This is a genomic window from Rhodococcus sp. UNC363MFTsu5.1 (assembly GCF_000686785.1).
In the GTDB taxonomy this organism is placed as follows: Bacteria; Actinomycetota; Actinomycetes; order Mycobacteriales; family Mycobacteriaceae; genus Rhodococcus_G; species Rhodococcus_G maanshanensis.
Window position 1 is genome coordinate 33863 of sequence record NZ_JMLO01000019.1, and the last position, 18036, is coordinate 51898.

At 69.2% G+C, this 18036-nt stretch carries 20 protein-coding genes and 1 pseudogene; 12 read left to right on the top strand and 9 right to left on the bottom strand.

Features of this window, described 5'->3' with window-relative positions:
- Positions 1-31: 31 nt before the first annotated feature.
- From BR31_RS0116050 to BR31_RS0116065, 4 genes are all read right to left on the bottom strand, one after another.
- Entirely contained in the window at positions 32-850 is an 819-nt protein-coding gene (locus tag BR31_RS0116050; protein WP_051637481.1) for an SCO1664 family protein, read from the bottom strand.
- A gap of 3 nt (positions 851-853) precedes the next feature.
- Positions 854-1447 carry a DUF3090 domain-containing protein gene (locus BR31_RS0116055; RefSeq protein ID WP_027501856.1) on the bottom strand — a complete coding sequence of 198 codons (594 nt, stop codon included), beginning with the start codon at positions 1445-1447 and terminating at the stop codon, positions 854-856.
- A 115-nt stretch (positions 1448-1562) separates the two neighbouring features.
- A complete protein-coding gene (locus BR31_RS0116060) occupies positions 1563-2255 on the bottom strand; it encodes a histidine phosphatase family protein (protein WP_027501857.1) in 693 nt (230 codons plus the stop codon).
- Positions 2256-2264: 9 nt separating this feature from the next.
- Positions 2265-3110: an undecaprenyl-diphosphate phosphatase gene (locus BR31_RS0116065; RefSeq protein WP_197023635.1), complete on the bottom strand. Its 846-nt coding sequence runs from the start codon at positions 3108-3110 to the stop codon at positions 2265-2267.
- Positions 3111-3237: 127 nt separating this feature from the next.
- Between BR31_RS0116065 and BR31_RS0116070 the strand changes: the two genes are divergently transcribed.
- From BR31_RS0116070 to BR31_RS0116095, 6 genes are read left to right on the top strand one after another with little or no spacing between them, the layout of a single operon-like run.
- Complete coding sequence (locus BR31_RS0116070; RefSeq protein WP_027501859.1) at positions 3238-4158, top strand: aldo/keto reductase; 921 nt, start codon at positions 3238-3240, stop codon at positions 4156-4158.
- A 54-nt stretch (positions 4159-4212) separates the two neighbouring features.
- On the top strand, positions 4213-4647 hold the full coding sequence (locus BR31_RS0116075) for a TIGR03668 family PPOX class F420-dependent oxidoreductase (RefSeq protein ID WP_027501860.1): 435 nt from the start codon (positions 4213-4215) through the stop codon (positions 4645-4647).
- A gap of 41 nt (positions 4648-4688) precedes the next feature.
- Positions 4689-5375, top strand: coding sequence for a biliverdin-producing heme oxygenase (locus BR31_RS0116080; RefSeq protein ID WP_027501861.1), 687 nt, complete (start codon positions 4689-4691; stop codon positions 5373-5375).
- The gene (locus tag BR31_RS0116085; RefSeq protein WP_027501862.1) at positions 5372-6400 is read left to right on the top strand and encodes a heme/hemin ABC transporter substrate-binding protein; all 1029 of its coding nucleotides are present in this window, start codon (positions 5372-5374) and stop codon (positions 6398-6400) included. Before BR31_RS0116080 ends, BR31_RS0116085 begins: the two co-directional genes overlap by 4 nt.
- On the top strand, positions 6397-7473 hold the full coding sequence (locus BR31_RS0116090) for a FecCD family ABC transporter permease (protein WP_027501863.1): 1077 nt from the start codon (positions 6397-6399) through the stop codon (positions 7471-7473). The genes BR31_RS0116085 and BR31_RS0116090 overlap by 4 nt, the downstream gene beginning before the upstream one ends.
- Positions 7473-8318, top strand: coding sequence for a heme ABC transporter ATP-binding protein (locus BR31_RS0116095; protein WP_027501864.1), 846 nt, complete (start codon positions 7473-7475; stop codon positions 8316-8318). The genes BR31_RS0116090 and BR31_RS0116095 overlap by 1 nt, the downstream gene beginning before the upstream one ends.
- A gap of 66 nt (positions 8319-8384) precedes the next feature.
- Here the strand turns inward: BR31_RS0116095 and BR31_RS0116100 are convergent, their stop codons facing one another.
- Positions 8385-8738 (bottom strand): SDR family oxidoreductase, encoded by a 354-nt coding sequence (locus BR31_RS0116100; protein ID WP_027501865.1) that lies wholly within the window; start codon positions 8736-8738, stop codon positions 8385-8387.
- 219 nt (positions 8739-8957) lie between these two features.
- On the opposite strand from BR31_RS0116100, the gene BR31_RS0116105 reads away from it, so the two are divergent.
- Genes BR31_RS0116105 through BR31_RS0116115 form a run of 3 tightly spaced genes read left to right on the top strand, consistent with a single transcriptional unit; the run spans position 8958 to position 11335 of the window.
- Positions 8958-9971 (top strand): YncE family protein, encoded by a 1014-nt coding sequence (locus BR31_RS0116105; RefSeq protein ID WP_027501866.1) that lies wholly within the window; start codon positions 8958-8960, stop codon positions 9969-9971.
- Between the two features lie 47 nt (positions 9972-10018).
- Positions 10019-11089, top strand: a complete 1071-nt coding sequence (locus BR31_RS0116110; protein ID WP_027501867.1) for a quinone-dependent dihydroorotate dehydrogenase — start codon at positions 10019-10021, stop codon at positions 11087-11089.
- A 9-nt stretch (positions 11090-11098) separates the two neighbouring features.
- Positions 11099-11335 carry a hypothetical protein gene (locus BR31_RS0116115; RefSeq protein ID WP_027501868.1) on the top strand — a complete coding sequence of 79 codons (237 nt, stop codon included), beginning with the start codon at positions 11099-11101 and terminating at the stop codon, positions 11333-11335.
- A gap of 21 nt (positions 11336-11356) precedes the next feature.
- Here BR31_RS0116115 and BR31_RS0116120 read toward each other — a convergent pair.
- Positions 11357-13219, bottom strand: a pseudogene (locus BR31_RS0116120) (thioesterase domain-containing protein); the annotation flags it as partial.
- 200 nt (positions 13220-13419) lie between these two features.
- Here BR31_RS0116120 and BR31_RS0116125 point away from each other — a divergent pair.
- Together BR31_RS0116125 and BR31_RS31560 are read left to right on the top strand one after the other, a co-directional pair.
- Positions 13420-14805 (top strand): decaprenylphosphoryl-beta-D-ribose oxidase, encoded by a 1386-nt coding sequence (locus BR31_RS0116125; RefSeq protein WP_197023633.1) that lies wholly within the window; start codon positions 13420-13422, stop codon positions 14803-14805.
- 206 nt (positions 14806-15011) lie between these two features.
- Positions 15012-15956, top strand: coding sequence for a hypothetical protein (locus BR31_RS31560; RefSeq protein WP_156042512.1), 945 nt, complete (start codon positions 15012-15014; stop codon positions 15954-15956).
- Here BR31_RS31560 and BR31_RS31565 read toward each other — a convergent pair.
- The 3 genes from BR31_RS31565 to BR31_RS0116145 form a co-directional block, all read right to left on the bottom strand.
- Positions 15953-16663 (bottom strand): hypothetical protein, encoded by a 711-nt coding sequence (locus BR31_RS31565; RefSeq protein ID WP_156042513.1) that lies wholly within the window; start codon positions 16661-16663, stop codon positions 15953-15955. The genes BR31_RS31560 and BR31_RS31565 overlap by 4 nt on opposite strands.
- Before the next feature lie 284 nt (positions 16664-16947).
- Positions 16948-17337: a hypothetical protein gene (locus tag BR31_RS0116140; RefSeq protein ID WP_231496511.1), complete on the bottom strand. Its 390-nt coding sequence runs from the start codon at positions 17335-17337 to the stop codon at positions 16948-16950.
- Between the two features lie 36 nt (positions 17338-17373).
- The gene (locus tag BR31_RS0116145; protein WP_081830520.1) at positions 17374-17637 is read right to left on the bottom strand and encodes a histidine phosphatase family protein; all 264 of its coding nucleotides are present in this window, start codon (positions 17635-17637) and stop codon (positions 17374-17376) included.
- Positions 17638-17751: 114 nt separating this feature from the next.
- Between BR31_RS0116145 and BR31_RS0116150 the strand changes: the two genes are divergently transcribed.
- Positions 17752-18036, top strand: a complete 285-nt coding sequence (locus BR31_RS0116150) for a hypothetical protein (RefSeq protein ID WP_027501873.1) — start codon at positions 17752-17754, stop codon at positions 18034-18036.

Below are 18036 nucleotides of genomic sequence, written 5' to 3' on the forward strand. Positions count from 1 at the left end.
AGGGCCCGAAGTCGGCCGGAATGCGTTCCCGCTAGAAGGCGGGCCACGGGATCGGCCGGTGATTTCCCGGCAGTGGCATCACGGGGTCCGCGAGCATGGCGTCGGTCCGCGCCACCAGCGCGTCGACCTCGTCCCCGGTGATGTGCTGGAGCAGTTGATCGGCCAGCGGGCCCCGCAGGCGCTCGGCGAGGGCCTCGACGTCGACGAGCAGTGCGCCGTGGACCGGCTGGCCGGCCCAGCCCCACAACACGGTGCGCAGCTTGTCCTCGCGGTGCAGGCAGATGCCGTGATCGACGCCGTACACCGAACCGTCGATGCCCTCGAGCGCATGGCCACCCTTGCGGTCCGCGTTGTTGAGCAGCACGTCGAGTACGGCCATCCGCTGCAGGCGGGGGTCGTCGGCGTGGACCAGCGCCACCTGCTCGCCGTCCCCGTCGTACGCGAGCAGCACCTCGAACCACCCGGCAGGCACCTGGTCCGGCGGGCAGATGTCGACCAGCGCCATCCGCTCACCCAGCTCGCCGGTCGGTTCCGGCGTCTCCACCCAGCGTTGCACCATGCCGGGGCCGTACGGCCCGTCCCGCAAGATCGTCTCCGGGATCACGCCCCATCCGAGCGCCTCGGAGATCAGATAGGACGCGACCTCGCGACCGGCGAGGGTGCCGTCCGGAAAGTCCCACAACGGGCGCTCACCGCGGATCGGCTTGTACACACATCGGACGCTCTGCCCGTTACTCGTGGCCTCGCAGACCAGCGTGGCGTTGCTGGCGCTGACGATCCGACCCAGCACTGACAGTTCGCCGGTGTGCAGCAACTCGGACTCCTCGTCCACGACGTGGTCGGCGGTCAACGGCTACTCCTCTTCGGGTAGTTCGTCGATGCGCTCGAAGTTCGCGCCACGCCGGTAGCCGTTGGTGCGGATACAGACGTGCCCCTCAGGGGCCAGCGGCTCGCCGCACAACGGGCACGGTGCGCGCCCTGCCGCGATCACCCGCTCGGACCGCAACGCGAACGCCCTGGCCTGCTCCGGCGTCAGGAAGACCCGGACCGCGTCCGGCCCGTCCTCCGCGTCGTCGAGGACCACGGACTCGTCGAACTCCGACTCGCTGACCGCGAGCAACTCGACGACAACCGAGCCTGCGTCCGCGTCCCACCCGAGGCCCATCGTGCCGACCCGGAACTCGGCGTCGATCGGCGTCATCAACGGGCTGAGGTCCTCGAGCTCGACGTCCTGCGGCGGCACGGCCGTGCCGAACCGGCGGTGCACCTCGTCGAGCAGCAGTCCCATCCGGTCGGCAAGCACCTGTACCTGCTGCTTCTCCAGCAGCACGGTGATCACCCGGGACTCGTGGATCGCCTGGAGATAAAAGGCACGGTCACCCGGCTCGCCGACGGTGCCGGCGATGAATCGATCAGGGGTGCGGAAAACGTGTATTGCTCGGGACATCAGCACCTCCGTCTGGTCGAGCGGTCGATATCTGTAATCGTGGTCGGGCGGAATCGCCGCGCAGGTCGCGTCCACGACGGGACTCGGGCCGCGTCTCTCATTATCCGCCCACCCCCTACCTTCCCACCTCGCCGCCGGGAACGGCATCCGACGATCCGACACCCGCGGGCTTGGCCGGCGCGCTGCCGTTGAGTCCCGTCAGGTCGCCCGTGTCGTTCATCCGCAGCACGAACGGTCGGGTCGCGGTGTAGCGCACCACGCTCACCGATGCCGGATCGGCGACGATCCGCTGGAACCCGTCCAGATGGGTCCCGAGTGCATCGGCGAGCACCGACTTGATCACATCACCGTGCGTGCAGGCGAGCCACAGCACGTCCCCGCCGTGTTCCTCGGCGAGCCTCGCGTCGTGCGCGCGGACCGCGGCGACCGCCCTGGCCTGCACCTGCGCCAGGCCCTCGCCGTCGGGGAACACCGCAGCGGACGGGTGCTGCTGCACCACCTTCCACAGCGGTTCCTCCAGCAGGTCCTTGATCGCCTGTCCGGTCCACGTGCCGTAGTCCACCTCGATCAACCGGTCGTCGGCGACCGGGTCCAGGTCCCGATCCCGCGCCAACGGCTCGACGGTCCGTTCGCAGCGCAGCAGCGGGGAACGCACGATCGCCGCCAGCGGCACGCCGGCGAGCCGATCCACCACCGCGCGGGACTGCTCCCGGCCGCGGTCGTCGAGATCGATGCCCGGCGACCGGCCGGCGAGCATGCCCGAGGTGTTGGACGTCGATCGCCCGTGCCGCAGCAGGATCACTGTCATGGGACCAGACTAGGTCGCCGAGATCACGCCCGTGCCAAGCAACCCGAACACCAGCAGACCCAGGATGATGCGGTAGCCGACGAACCAGTACATCGAGTGGTCGACCACGAACCGCAGCAACCACGCGATGGTGACGTACCCGATCACGAACGCGATCAGGGTCGCCACGATCAACTGGGCCCCGCTGGCGTTGAGTCCCTCGCCCGCTGGCGCGAATGCGTCGGGGAGGCTGAACAATCCGGCCGCGGTGACCGCGGGGATCGCCAACAGGAACGAATACCGGGCGGCGGCCTCACGGGTGAGACCGAGGAACAGGCCCGCGCTGATGGTGCCGCCGGACCGCGACACACCGGGGATCAGGGCCAGCGCCTGAGCGGAGCCCATGATCACGCCGTCCTTGAGCGTGAGCTGTTCGATCGGCCTGCGCTTGCGCCCGTAGTACTCGGCCGCGGCGATCACCAGCGCGAAGACGATGAGCATCGTCGCGACCAGCCACAGGTTGCGCGCCCCGGTGCGGACCTGGTCCTTGAACAGGAACCCGAGGACGCCGACCGGGATGGTGCCGACGATGACGTACCAGCCCATCTTGTAGTCGTGGTCGCCGCGCTTGTCCGGGTCGAACAGGCCACGGAACCAGGCCACCGCTATCCGCCAGATGTCCCTGGCGAAGTAGACGAGCACCGCGGCCTCGGTGCCGAGTTGGGTCACCGCGGTGAAGGAGGCGCCCGCGTCGGTGTCCCAGAACAATTCCGACACGATACGAAGGTGGCCGGAGGAGGAGATCGGGAGGAACTCGGTCAGCCCCTGGACCACTCCGAGGACGATGGCCTGCAGCCACGTCATCGATTCCACGATCACTGGCTGACTCCCGGGGACACGTTAACGCGGCAAAGAAGATTCACGGGAGCGACCGTACCCGGCGCGCCCCCTGGGCGCGCGCCGCGCGGCACCACTACGCTCCCCTTCTTGTGGTGATCGAATTATGAGGCAGCGCGCGGTCGGAGACAGCGGACTCCGGGTGTCCCGCATCGGGCTCGGCACGCTCGGGTGGGGTCGGGACACGGACGGCGTCGAGGCCGCGGCCCAGCTGATGGGCTTCGCGGAATCCGGTGGCACCCTTGTCGATTCGGCGCCATTTTACGGCGACGGCGTGTCACAACGGATCCTTGCCGAGCTGCTCGACGACGTGGTGCCACGCAGCCAGCTCGTGCTCAGCAGCAGCTCGGGCATCCATCCGGGCCGCGAACGCCTCGACTGCTCCCGCCGCGCGCTGATCGGTCAGCTCGATGCGACCCTCAAGGAGCTGGGCACCGACCACCTCGACCTGTGGCAGGTCGCGACCTGGGATCCGTTCACCCCAGCCGAGGAAGTGGCCTCGGCGCTCGAGTTCGCGGTCGCGACGGGACGCGCCCGATACGTCGGCGCGCGCGGCCACCTGGGCTGGCAGCTGGCCACCGCCGCGGCAGGCACCAAGCTCATCGCCACCCAGGCCGAGTACTCGCTGCTCGCCCGCGGGGTGGAGGACGAACTGATCCCGGCCGCCGACCATCACGGGATCGGCCTGCTCGCCGCCGTTCCGTTGGCGGGCGGCGTACTCACCGGCAAGTATCGCGACGGCATCCCCGCCGACTCCCGCGGGGCGACCGAGTCCGGCGCGGACCTGGTCGTCGGGTACCTGAACGACGACCACACCGCCCGGGTCGTCGAGGCCGTCGTCACGGCGGCCGACGGGCTCGGGGCCTCCCCGCTGGCCGTGGCGCTGGCGTGGGTGTGCGACCGGCCCGGGGTGGCCAGCGCCATCGTCGGAGCAAGGGACTACGCCCAGCACACCGGCGTGCTCGCGGCCGAGGACCTGGAGTTGCCCGCCGCGATCGCCGCGGCCCTCGACGACGTCAGCGCCTGACGGCCCACCTCCGGCCGGCTCGCGACCTACGCTGGGGGGGTGCCTTCCACGTCGATGCCGCAGGCCGAGCTTCGCAGCCGGGTCGCCCACGCACGGGTCGCGCGGCTGGCCACGGTCGGCGCCGACGGGCTGCCACACCTGGTGCCGGTGGTCTTCGCGATGGCGGGCGGGGTGATCTACACGGCGGTCGACGACAAACCCAAGTCGACGCGGCGGCTGCGACGACTCGACAACATCACGGCCACCGGGCGGGTCAGCCTGTTGGTCGACGAGTACGCCGAGGACTGGACGCAACTCTGGTGGATCCGCGTCGACGGCGCGGCACGGGTGCTCGACGACGAGGCACAGAGCCGGATCGGCATCGACGCGCTCGTGCGGAAGTACGTGCAGTACACGACCTCTCCGCCCGGGGGTCCGGTGGTCGCGATCGATCCGGCGCGATGGGTCTCCTGGTCCGCCCTGGACACTCGATCTACTAGGGCAGGCTAACCTTGTATCGATTGCACTTCCGAGGAGCTACAGGAGAAACGATGACAGTGCTCGATTCCGGTGTCGACGCCGCGGATGATGCGACCGGATTGGCCGAGCGGATCAGGGCGCAGACCGATGCGGCACACCGCCAGACCGAGCAGTCGCGCTTCGTCGGAGAACTCCTCGCGGGCAAGCTGACCAGCGCCGGATACGCGGCACTGCTCGGCCAGACCTACCTGGTGTACCTCGCGCTCGAGGAGGCGGGCCGGGCCCAGGCGTCGGACCCGATCGCGTCGGCGTTCCTCGGCGACGAACTCCTGCGCACCGAGGCGCTCGAGGCCGACCTGGAGTTCCTGCTCGGCGCGAACTGGCGCGACGAGGTCACCGCGCTGCCCGCCACCACCCGGTACGTCGACCGGCTCAACGAGGTCGCGTTCGACTGGCCCGCCGGATTCGTCGCCCACCACTACATCCGCTACATGGGCGACCTCTCGGGCGGCCAGATCATCCGCCGGATGCTCGAGCGTGCGTACGGCTACACGACCGACGGGCTGCGGTTCTACATCTTCGATCAGATCGAGAAGCCCAAGCTCTACAAGGACGCCTACCGGGGCAAGCTCGACGCCGCGCCGCTGTCCGCCGACGAGCAGCAGCGCCTGATCGACGAGGTGAACCTGGCCTACCGGCTCAACGGCGACCTGTTCGCCGACCTCGAGGCCGAGATCGAGAGCTACCTCGTCAAATGAGCCGATTGCTCGGCGCTCGGGGTTCGCGACTGCTGGCCATCGCGCTGGCGGCCGCGGCGATGACCACCGCCTGCGCGACCGGCGGCGACGCGCCGACCGGCGCGCAGACCGGTAGGACCACCGCGACCCTCGAGAGTCTCGACCCCGAACCGATCGCCGAGCACCCGGCCTCGAGCCTGCCGGTGACCGTCAAGAGCGCGGATGGCGTCGACGTGACGATCACGGACACCAGCCGGATCGTCGCGGCCGATCAGTACGGCACCCTCACCGAGACCGTCTATGCGCTCGGTTTCGGCGACCGCCTCGTCGGCCGGGACATCGCGGCGAAGTTTCCCGCCGTCGAGGCGGTCCCGAACGTCACCCCCAGCGGCCGCCAGCTCTCCGCCGAGGCCATCTTGAACCTGCACCCCACCGTGGTGCTCACCGATGCCAGCATCGGACCGCGGGCCGTGCAGGACCAGCTGCGTGCGGCGGGCATCCCGGTCGTCTTCTTCGACCCCGCCCGCTCACTGACGAGCGTCCCGGACCAGATCCAGGCCGTCGCCGACGCGCTCGGGGTGCCGGCCGAGGGCACCGCGCTGCGGGAGCGGACCGCCGCCGAGATCGCCGACGCCACCGCACTCGTGCCGTCGAACGCCGACCCGCTGACCATCGCGTTCCTCTACATGCGTGGCCCAGCGATCACCATGCTGGCCGGCCCCGGATCGGGTGCCGACTCGCTGATCGAGGGGCTGGGGGCCACCGACGCGGGGACCGCGGCCGGGCTCACCAAGGACTTCACGCCGATCACCAGCGAGGCGATGATCGCGGCGGCGCCCGACGTGTTCCTCATGATGACGGGCGGCCTCGAATCCATCGGTGGCGTCGAGGGTCTGACCGCCATCCCGGGCATCGCGCAGACCCCCGCGGGCCGCGATCAGCGGATCGTGGACATGCAGGACGGCGCCCTGCTCAGCTTCGGACCGCGCACCGGCGCCGTCCTGAAGGCACTGGCGACGGCCGTCTACGGCCCACCCGCCCAGTGACCGCCACGACGGCCACCCCCGCGGCCGCGCCGCCGCGCAGGCGGCTCAGGGGCGGGGCGGTCCTGGCCGCGCTGGCCATCGCGCTCGTCGTGCTGGCGTTGGTCTCCGCCTGCGTCGGGCAGGTGCCGACCGCGCCGATGGAGGTCATCGGCAGCGTCCTGCATCGCATCGGTCTCGACCTCGGCCCCATGCCCGCGCACCCCAGCGGCGAGGTCACCCTCTGGCAGGTCCGGTTCCCGCGGGTCGCGCTGGCCATCGTGGTCGGCGCCGGACTCGCCTGTGCGGGCGCGCTCCTCCAGGGCGTGTTCGCGAACCCGCTGGCCGAGCCAGGCGTCATCGGCGTCTCCGCGGGCGCGGCGGTTGGCGCGAGCGCCGTGATCGTCACCGGCGGCGCGTTCGTCGCCGGTCCTTCCGTTGCGGCAGCCGCCTTCGTCGCGGGTCTCATCACCACGGCCCTGGTCTACCTGCTGGCGCGGTCCGAGGGCCGCACCGAGGTGGTGACCCTGGTCCTGACCGGCATCGCGATCAATGCGTTCGCGGGTGGCCTGATCGCGTACTTCACGTTCGCCGCCTCCCCCGCCGCCCGCGACCAGATCGTGTTCTGGCAGCTCGGCAGCCTCAACGGCGCCACATGGAGCTCGGTCGCGATCGTCGCGCCGATGGCGGCCGTCGGCATCGCGGTGACCATGGCGATGGCGACCAAGCTGGACCTGCTGGCCCTCGGCGAGAGCGCGGCCGCGCATCTCGGTGTGAACGTGGAGCGGGTGCGTCAGCTCGCGGTCGTGGTCGTCGCGCTGCTCGTCGCCTCCTCGGTGGCGTTCACCGGCATCATCCTGTTCGTCGGCCTCGTGGTGCCGCACCTGATGCGGATGATCGTCGGACCGGGCCATCGCCTGCTGATCCCGGCCAGCGCGCTGGGCGGGGCGATCCTGCTGCTCGCCGCGGATCTCGGCGCCCGCACCCTGGTGCCCAACGCCGACCTGCCGCTCGGCATGCTCACCTCGCTGGTCGGCGGCCCGTTCTTCTTCTGGCTGCTGCGCCGGACCCGTCGTCAGCAGGGTGGGTGGGCCTGATGGCGACACTGGCAGCGCAGCTGCGGAATCTGTTCGCGCGTGAGCTCGAGGTGCCGGAGCGTCGGGAGGCGGGCGCGGTGAGCATGCGCGCGGTCGGCGTCAGCGTGGACCGCGGGCAGCGCAGGGTGCTGGAGTCCGTCTCGCTCGACGTGCGCGTCGGCGAGGTGCTCGCCCTCGTCGGACCGAACGGCGCGGGCAAGTCGACGCTGCTGGCGGCGATGGCGGGCGACCAGGCCATCGCCGAGGGCCACGTCGAGCTCGACGGCAGGCCGCTGGAGCACTGGACGGGCACCGACATGGCCCAGCGGCGGGCGGTACTCCCACAGCAGCACACCGTCGGGTTCTCGTTCACCTCCCTCGAGGTGGTCCGGATGGGCCGGGCGCCGTGGACGCGTACCGCCTGCAGGGACGAGGACGCCGACGCGGTGCGGGAGGCCATGGAGGCGTGCGATGTCGCCGCGTTCGCGGAGCGGCCGTTCGCCGCGCTGTCCGGCGGCGAACGCTCACGAGTTGCCCTGGCCCGGGTGTTCGCCCAGCGCACCGAGACGCTGCTGCTGGACGAGCCGACCGCGGCACTCGACCTCGGCCATCAGGAGGCGGTGATGTCGCTGGTGCGTGAGCGCGCGCGGGCGGGCACCGCGGTCGTGGTGGTGCTGCACGACCTCGCGCTTGCCGCGGCGTATGCGGACACCGTCGCCGTCCTGGAGGCCGGCGCGCTGGCCGCGTACGGCAGCCCGCGCGAGGTGCTCACCGAGGACCTGCTCAGCCGCGTGTACGGCCACCCCGTCGAGGTGATCGCGCATCCGCGCTCGGGCGCGCAGTTGGTGTTGCCGCAGCGGGGCTGAGCCGAGTGTGGAGCTACCGGTGCGTCGGTCGAGTGCAGGCGACGGCAGCTGCACACTCGGCGGGACTCAGCGCCGGTCGAGCACCGAGCTGAGCCGGCCCAGCAGCGCGCGGAGCGTGGTGCCGGTGGCCGTTCCCGGGTTGACCGGGTCCGCCGACGCGACGGCGTCGCGCACCGCGGCGGCGATGCTGCGCTCGTCGGTCAGGTCGACGGTGATCATCGAGCGCTCGGCGGTCGCGACCACGTCCGACTTGTCCGGGACCGTCGACTCGAGGTCCGCGCGGTACACCTCGACATAGAGGGTGCTGCGGCGGACACGGAAGGCGAAGGCCTGCCCCTCCGCGTTCGTGCCGAATCCGTGTGCGTACGGACCGACGCTCAGGTCCTCCAACGCGAACCCGGGGGTTCTGCCTGAGTCCACCCCGCCCCCTCCCCACCGCGGTCGACGACTGCGCCGGACGCCGGCCCAGGTGCATTCACGGTAGACCCGATCCGGCCCGCGGGCCCGAGTCGGATTATTCGGACGAGACGCGATCAGGGATGCTAGGGGGCGGACACGGTGAACATCGGGCGACGGGTCGGCGGCGGGGCACGCCGCGACCTCGAACACCGGCACCGAAGAGCGACTGAGGAGACGTACATGCGGGTACCGGCGGGACGCACCACCACGGTCTTGGCGGGTGCGCTGTTATTGCTGGTCACCGGCTGTTCCTCGAAGGACGAGGGGGAGAACCTCAAGACCATCGAGCCCGCGACGGCGGCGGTCTCCCCCGCGACTATCGCCCCGCCCGCGGGCACCGTGCGGCCGCTCCCCGGCGCTGTCGAGACGGCGACGTTCGACCCGAAGACCGGGACCGTGGCCTTGCTCACACCCGACGCGGACCGCCTGCTCCTGCTCCCCGCCGCCGAACCGGGCGCTGCCCCGCGTGAGGTCCAATTGCCCGGCGGCGTGGCGAATCTCGGCGCGCCGCGCGACGGCGTGTTGCTGGTGCCCGCCGGCCGCGCCGTGGTCCGGGTCGACCTGGCCTCCGGTCAGACGACCACCGTCGACGTCGACGGCGACGTCAGCTCCGCCGCCCTCCTCCAGTCCGGCGCGACGGCGGTCGGCACCGCCGACGGCTCGGTCCTCGTCCTCGACGCGAGCGGCAAGGAAACCGAACGCATCTCGGGACTGGCGTCCGTCGACGCGCTCGGCGTCACCGGCGAGCAACTGACCGCGCTCGATCGCAAGCAGACCTCCGTCACCGAGATCGACATCCCGGACAAGCACCTCGGGCGAGCCCTGCGAGCAGGCGAGGGTGCCACCAACCTGACCACCGACCACTTCGGCCGGGTCCTCGTCACCGACACCCGTGGCGGCGAACTGATCGCCCTGACCACCGATCCGCTGATGATGCGCCAGCGCTACCCGGTCCCGAACTCCCCGTACGGCATTGCCTACGACGACACTGCCAACCTGGTCTGGGTCACGCTGACCGGCAGCAACGAGGTGGTCGGCTACGACCTCTCGAGCGGTATCCCGGTCGAGAAGCGGCGCTTCCCCACCGTCCGCCAGCCCAACGCGGTGGCCGTCGACCCCGGCACCGGAACGCTGTTCGTCGGCTCGGCGTCCGGCGACGGCCTGCAGTCGATCGACACCAAGGCACAGTCATGACGGTTGTCACCGCCGACGATCGCACGACCGGAATCTAGGGAGATTCGTTGTACAGCTTGCTGCTTCGCCTGATGTTCCGGCTCCAGCCGGAACGAATCCACCACATCGCGTTCCGCGCCATGCGGCTGGTCACCGCCGTCGGGCTGGTGCGCGCACTGGTCGCCAAGGTGCTCACCGTCTCCGATCCGGTGCTGCGCACCCGCGTGTTCGGGGTGGACTTCCCGGCTCCGCTCGGTCTGGCCGCCGGGTTCGACAAGGACGCGACCGGCGTGAACGCCTGGGGGCCGCTCGGGTTCGGCTTCGCGGAGGTCGGCACCGTCACCGCGCAGGCACAGCCGGGCAACCCGGCGCCGCGCCTGTTCCGGCTGCCCGCCGACCGCGCGCTGATCAACCGGATGGGCTTCAACAACCACGGCGCGGGCCACGCGGCGAACCAGCTGCGCCAGCGGCGAAACGGGGTGCCGATCGGCGCGAACATCGGCAAGACCAAGGTCGTGCCCGCGGCCGAGGCCGACGCCGACTACACCGCCAGCGCCCGGTTGCTCGGCCCGCTCGCCGATTTCATCGTCGTCAACGTCAGCTCGCCCAACACCCCGGGGCTGCGCGACCTGCAGGCCGTCGAGTCGCTGCGTCCGCTGCTGGGCGCGGTACTGAGCGCGGTGGACGTCCCGGTACTGGTGAAGATCGCGCCGGACCTGTCCGACGAGGACGTCGACGCCGTCGCCGACCTCGCGGTCGAGCTCGGCCTGGCCGGCATCGTGGCCACCAACACGACCATCAGCCGGAGCGGCCTGCGCACGCCGGAGTCCGAGGTCGCCGCGATCGGCGCGGGCGGCCTGTCCGGCCCGCCCGTCGCGGACCGTTCGCTGGAGGTCCTGCGCCGCCTGTACACGCGGGTCGGTGACAAGCTGGCCCTGATCTCCGTCGGCGGCATCGAGACCGCCGACCAGGCGTGGGAGCGAATCCTCGCAGGCGCCAGCCTGGTTCAGGGCTATACGGGATTCATCTACGGCGGCCCGTTCTGGATGCGCCGGATCCACAAGGGCCTGGCGCAGCGGGTCCGAGCGGCCGGGTATTCCTCGCTGTCCGAGGCGGTCGGGGCCGAGCACCGGGCCTGAGCCGCTGACGTGAGGCGCCTCCTGCCCGTCGTCGCCGGTTGCCTGCTGAGCTGGGTGCTCGGCGCGGTCGTCGTCCGCCTGGGTCTGGACTGGGCGGACACCTTTCCGTACAGCGAGGCGTCCGAGCGGCGCTATCTCGGCGTCGCGGGCGCCGCCCTGCTCGTGGCGATCGGCGGTTCGGTCGCCACGCTGCTCGTCGCACGCCACCGGCACCGCCGGGCACGAGACACATCCGACGCCAGCTGAGCCCAGCCGGCCCGGGTGGGCCTACTGGTCCACCTCGATCAGGGCGAGCTTCTTCGTCAGATCCTCGGCCACCTCCCCGACGCGCGGCTCGTCGATGATCTGGATGTGATCGCCACCGACGTGGATGATCTCGAGGTTCCTCACCGCCTCGCCCCAGCCCCCGTCGGGCTGACGAGTCCGGAATGTCGGCTCGATGATCATCAGGTCGTCCTGGTAGCTGTCGGTCATGTACAGCACGACGTCCCCGTCGTACGCCGCGAGGTCCGCGGTCTGGATGGCGCGGTACTCGAGCCAGGACGTGCGCTGGTGTTCGATGATGCCGCCGGGAATCTTGGTGCCGCTCATCGTGAGGAGGTCCATCAGGATCTGGATCTGGGCCTCGTCGGTCTCGGCCGCAGCGAGCTTGTCGTAGGGCAGCGGGTAGTCGAGGTTGTACGTCTTTTTCGCGAACGCCGCGTACCGCTCCCAGCGTTTGCGGATCTCCTCGGGTGTGTCCTCGACCTTCTCGCCGGGCATGACCGTGTCGATGAGACCGACGATGCGCACGTCCGCGCCTTCGTTGCGGAGCAGCTTTGCGACCGCGTAGGCGAGGGCCCCGCCGAACGACCATCCGTACAGCACGTACGGGCCGTCGCCCTGGATCGCGCGGACCAGCGGGAGATACGCCTTCGCCCGTGCGTCGAGCGAGCCCTCGGTGCGCTCGAGACCGTACATCGGGGTGCCCGCCGGCAGCCGCTTGAGCAGCGGCTCGTAGGCGACCGTCGAGCCGCCGGCCGGGTGGAACACGAACACCGGCACCGCGGACGACCCTTCGGGACGGGCGCGCAGGGTGCGCACCAGCCCGTCGATCTTGACTCCGTCCTCGAGGTGCTCGCGCACCTTCTCGGCGAGCTGCTCGATGGTCTCCGAGTCGAGGATGTCGTCGAAGTTCACCTCCCCGCCCGCGCGCTCGGACAGGCGCGCGGCCAGCTTCTCCGCGGTGTCATCGTCGAGCACCGGCAGGGTGTTGAAGATGCCCTTCGCCGACTTCCCGGTGACGACCGCCCAGCTCGCGAAGGTCAGCCGCTCGGCCGCATCACGCGGGGGCACATCGACATCGGAGCGCTCGGCGGGCGCAGGCCGCGGCACCTCGGCGGGGGCGTCGGTCTCGGCGGGAAGAGCCGTAGGCGCGGGAACCGACTCCTTCTCGAGCCGCTGCCTCTCGGCGAGCGCCTCCACCTCCTCGCGGTTGTCGATCGCGTAGCGCAGGTATTTCTCCACCTCGCGCAGGCTCGCGTCGCGGACCGCCTGCAGCTGCAGCTGCGGGATGTCGAACTCATACTCGACGCGGTTCTTGATCCGCACCGCCATCAGCGAATCCAGGCCCAGCTCGATGAGCGGGATCTCGGCGGGCAGGTCCTCGACCGCGTAACCCATGGACTCGGCGACGATCAGACCGAGCCGCTCCTCCAGGCTCTGGCCACTGCCGGAATCCCACTTGCCTCCGAAGGATTCGACGATCTCGGGCAACTCCTCCATCGGCGAACCGGACCGCCCCGGCGGCGCGGTGACAACCGGCTCGGGCAGGACCGCACCGGTCGAGACGACCGCCTCGAACAGCAGCGTGAATCCCGCCGCACCCGCCTGGCGAAAGACCTGCACCGATCCCCCACCCAGATGCGGCACCAGGGTCACCGTCAGGCTCCCGTCCGACGGCAGCTCCCCGTGCGTGACGGTGGCACATAGGACGGAGTCCGGCAGAACCTGGGCGGTCACCACCGTGACGAGTGCACCGAGATCGGGCGCAGACGACACCGGGACCTCCCACGCGTGCCTGCCGTCCGGCAGCGGAACATACGCACCGACAGCGCAATTGGTCTCGCTCGACATGTGAAGTCTCCCCTCCTCGCGACGCGCACCGGTCTTGCGGCACAGCGCCCAGATCCCATTCGTGCGACACGCGGGTCCCGCGCCCCGATCCCCCCGGCGCGTAGACCCAAACGCAGTGATCATGACACGTCGGGCCGCCTCGAACCGCCGTATCGCACCTCGGCGCGCTTGTTTCTCACGACGACGCGCGGCTCGATGTGGCTATCGTGGAGCCGGTGACTGTGACGACCGAGTTCAGAACCGAACGGCGTTCTCTGAGCGGGTGGGGTAGGCGTGCAGCGACACCGGCCGACGTGCTGTCGACCCCCGACCTCGAGACCATCGCCCGAGCCGTGAGCCAAGCCGGACCGCGCGGGGTCATCGCGCGCGGTCTCGGCCGCAGCTACGGCGACCCCGCGCAGAACGCGGGCGGACTGGTGATCGACATGACCGCCCTCGACCGGATCCACCGCATCGACCCCGACTCCGGAGTCGTCGACCTCGATGCCGGGGTCAGCCTCGACGCGCTGATGCGCGCCGTCCTCCCCCATGGCCTGTGGGTTCCCGTCCTGCCGGGAACCAGGCAGGTCACGGTGGGCGGAGCCATCGGAGCCGACATCCACGGCAAGAACCACCACTCACACGGCAGTTTCGGCAACCACGTCGAGTCGCTCGACCTACTGACCGCGGATGGAAGCGTCCACACCATCTCCCCGACCGGCGACGAGAAGGCCCTATTCTGGGCCACCGTCGGGGGAATGGGGCTGACCGGCATCGTCGTCCGCGCGCGTGTGCGGATGAAGCACACCGAGACGGCCTATTTCATCGCCGATCACGACCGCACCGCCAACCTCGACGAGACGATGGAACTGCTGACCGGCGGCTCCGACGAGGGCTACGACTACTCGATGTCGGTGCCCGACACCATCTCCACCGGCCCGAAGCTCGGCCGAGCCGGATTCACCCGCGGATCACTCGCGACCCTTGACCAGCTGCCGCCGAAGCTGCGCCGGGATCCCCTGCGGTTCAATGCTCCTCAGCTACTCACAGTTCCGGATGTCTTCCCGAGCGGGTTGGTCAACCGCCTCACGACGCGAATCGCCGCGGAGGCCGCACACCGGATGTATCCGAAGCACGGCCGGGGCACCGTCCAGAATCTGACGCAGTTCTACCACCCGCTCGACCTCCTCGGAGAGTGGAACCGCGCCTACGGCCCACAGGGTTTCATGCAGTATCAGTTCTCCATTCCGTTCGGCGCCGAGCAGCAACTCGCCGACATCGTGCGCGCGATCGCCGAGTCCGGGCACCGATCATTCCTCAACGTTTTCAAGCGGATGGGTGACGGCAATCCCGCGCCGCTCTCGTGGCCGCATCCGGGATTCATGCTGAGCCTCGACTTCCCGATCCGCGCCGGGCTCGGTCGATTCTGTGACGAGCTCGACGAACAGGTGTTGGCCGCAGGCGGCCGCCTCTACTTCGCCAAGGACTCGCGCACGACGCCCGAGCGCATCGCCCGGATGTACCCGCGGCTCGACGAATGGCGAGCTGTTCGGGACAGCGTTGACCCCGATCGCGTCTTCGCCTCCGATCTGGCTCGGCGCCTTCGACTGGTATCTGGCTAACCGGATCGTGGTGCCACCCCGACGATCCGAACGGTGCGATCGTGTTTGGCGGCGACGCTGTGCCAGCTTGCGCCCACTCGGGACTCGATGCCCGGCATGAGCTTCCGCAGCGTCGGCGCCCAGTCGGCGTGGCGGGCGAGGAAGAGGGCGTGTCTGGCAACGTCTTGGTCCAGTCGATGACCGCCGGTGCTCGATACAGTGATCGAATGCTCATTTCCGCTGACGTGATCGACGTCCTGGACCCGATGTCGGGTCTCGTTCTTGCCGGCGAGGCGGGCGGGCGTCTGACTTTCGCGCTCTGGCGAGACGGTGCAGTTCGTCTCCTCGACGACAGACTCGCCGAGAACTCGCAGCGAGAGCTCCCTCTGGAGGATGACGCCCGCGTCCTTGCGGCGTCCAGCCTCGACCTGCTCGTACTCGCCTCCGCCGGCGGGCTCGTCATCGCCGGAGAAGACTTGGTCACGGTGCCCGGAATATCCGCCGACGCGGCTGCGCTCCTTGGCGATCTGGTTGTCGCCGCTGTCCCGGACGGCGAGAGACACCGGCTGCTCGTGCTCGATTCCGCGACCGGGGCGGTCCTCGACGACCAGGCGATCGACGCCGATGATGCTCGCGCATTCCTGCATCCTCATCCTGCCGAGGACACGGCGATTCTCGAGCTCGCCATGGGGCAGGATGGCGTCATCGCCTTCCGCGTCGATGTCGAGGGATCGCGCCTACATCTGACCGAGATCCTCGCAGGAGATGATCCCGTGATCGCGGGCTTCAGTCCGTCGGGCGCGAGGCTACTTGTCACCCCGTATCCAAGCGATCCGCAGACCGTACGGATGCTGTCGTGGCCGGATCTGAAGGAGATCTCACGGCTCGACGCGAGTGACGTCGACGCCGAGTACGGTTTCGGGCTCGCCGGATGCTGGATCAACGACGACCGAGCCGCCGTGTACGCGACCGAAGACGCAATGATCGTCACCGACGAGAACCTCGACTCGTCCGAACGCATCGTCCTGCCAATCGACTTCGGCGACGAGGGCGAGATCGAGAGGCTCACGCATTTGGGTTCGGGGAACGTCGCCGTCGGTGCGTGGACGCCAGCAGGTCGACTCACCGTCGTCGTGCGCCTCATCGAAGCACCCGCAACCTTTGCGCCCTAGCTCGGCGGTGCTGGCAGCGGGTTTATCTTGTCTGTGTCCCACGTCAGCTTCTGATCGGGCGAGACCCTGTACGCCTCCAGATCCTCGGACTCGAGGATCCTGGCCGCGATGTCTTCTGATGCGCCGATCACCGTTGAATTCAAGTCGATATCCGTTGACACGCACCAGTGTCCAGCGGGGCTCCAACAGAGATTCAGATAGTCACGCATGGTGTCCTGAGGGGAGGCGGGAAGAAACTTCGCTGTCTCACCCGAGTAGGCAAGCATCTCGCGGCCTGTCGCGTTGAACCGGCAGACCGGTCCTTCCAGATCCGGCCACTCGGTGTCCCACCCCTCCCAGGTACCAGCCCAGACGACTCCTGAGTCGGCTCCCACATGTCTGAGTACCTTGGCTAGGCCGCGCGCGACGGACTCGGTCAAGGCACCACTGTCAGGGCTCTCCTCCCATGCGGGCGGCTGCGCATCTACAGACCACGATCCTGTTATCGATCCCCACTCGACCTCGGGATGCATCCGCCGCCCGTTGGCCCGCGCCACCACGTCCCAACGGACATCAACGCAGGTCCCTCCTTCTACGCGCCCCGCCGGATGGAGGATCCGAACATAGACCGGGAGATCGACGCCAACGAGGTCGGCAACAGTTCGCGGAGCTCGCACCGAACTACTGCCGAGCCACTCGACCGCCGTGAGATCGGGAACCTCACTCACGAGAACCACCGACGTTTTCGATAACCAGCAACGCCAAGCTCGTCGGACTCGTGCATCGGGGGTGTCATTTCGCGACCTTCCGGGAACGTACGAGTAGAAGTGGCTTTCATCGAGATCGACCACAGCCGCTCCGAACAGGCTGCCAGGTACGGACTCTGGTTGAGGATCTAATTGTCCCCTGCCGGCGCAAACACCGGGCGACGGCGAAGGTTCAGGACCCGTACGGGTCTTCAAGTACTGTGACCGCGTCGGGGTCGGCGTTTCCGGGGTTTCCAGGTGGGTGCTCACTCAGCACGGCTGGTTTTCCCGTCACCTCCGCGCCGTCGATTCTTGCCATGATTGATGTGCAGCCGAACACCGTCATACTCCACGGTGTAGGGCACATTCTCGTCGTTGTCCGGATCGCCGGAATCCGAAGGATCCGGCAGCTCCGCCATCTCCTCGATGACGACCTGTGCGCGCGCCCCACCGGGATCGAACATCTCCTGAAACGGCCCGACGAATGCTCCCCCGAGCCCGCGGTGCTTCGCACGAATAGCCGCCCACCCGAACAGCGTCAGCGGTCCGATCGTAACGAGCAGTAGCAACAAGTCCCCACCCATGCCCGCGAGCGTACCGATGAGTTTCTCGGCTCCGCCTGGAAGAGTGGTTGGGCGTTCGGCGAACAGCGACACCGGGTGTGCAATTTGGCCTGTCCTGTTTGACGATCGCTAGCCGGGACCGACGACCGGCAGAAACACCGGATCGAGGTTGAACAGTTCCGCGATGGGACGGGCGGCCTGGACGGTGCGCCTGAGATCCAACGAGTACCGCGACGGAACGGCACCGGGTGGAATGAGCTCGCGCGGACGCGCCGCGATCACCTTCGCGTCAGAGCGACCTAGCGCGGTGAGCTCAGAGTCGCACCAGCCGCCGACGAGGTCATCGATGTGGTGAGTGGCCTCGGGATGGGTGACCACATAGATCCATCTCATACGCTCCCCTCCAACCTTCCGAGTGGCGGGAATCCTGACACGGACGTAACACTTCGGGCTTTTCCGTCGACGGTGCAAGAGAAAGCACTCTCCATCGTCAACCGAGGAGCAATCGTGCAAACGAAGACGACCAGGCGCACCGCGACGATCGTCGGCCTGCTGGCCGCACCTGTCGTCCTCGGGGCCACGCTCGGCACGGCAACAGCGAGCGCGGAACCATGGGAGTTCGGTCCGCTCTACCGGTCGGAGTCCTCCGGCGAGGGAGCCCAGTACCTGTGCAGCAAGGCCGAAATGCTCGAACGCACGTCGCGCGCCATCGTCATCGTCCCGTGCACGCAGGATCCCGTCACGGGCAACTGGTATCGAGTGGTGTTCAACCCGCTCGGCCACGGCAGCTGA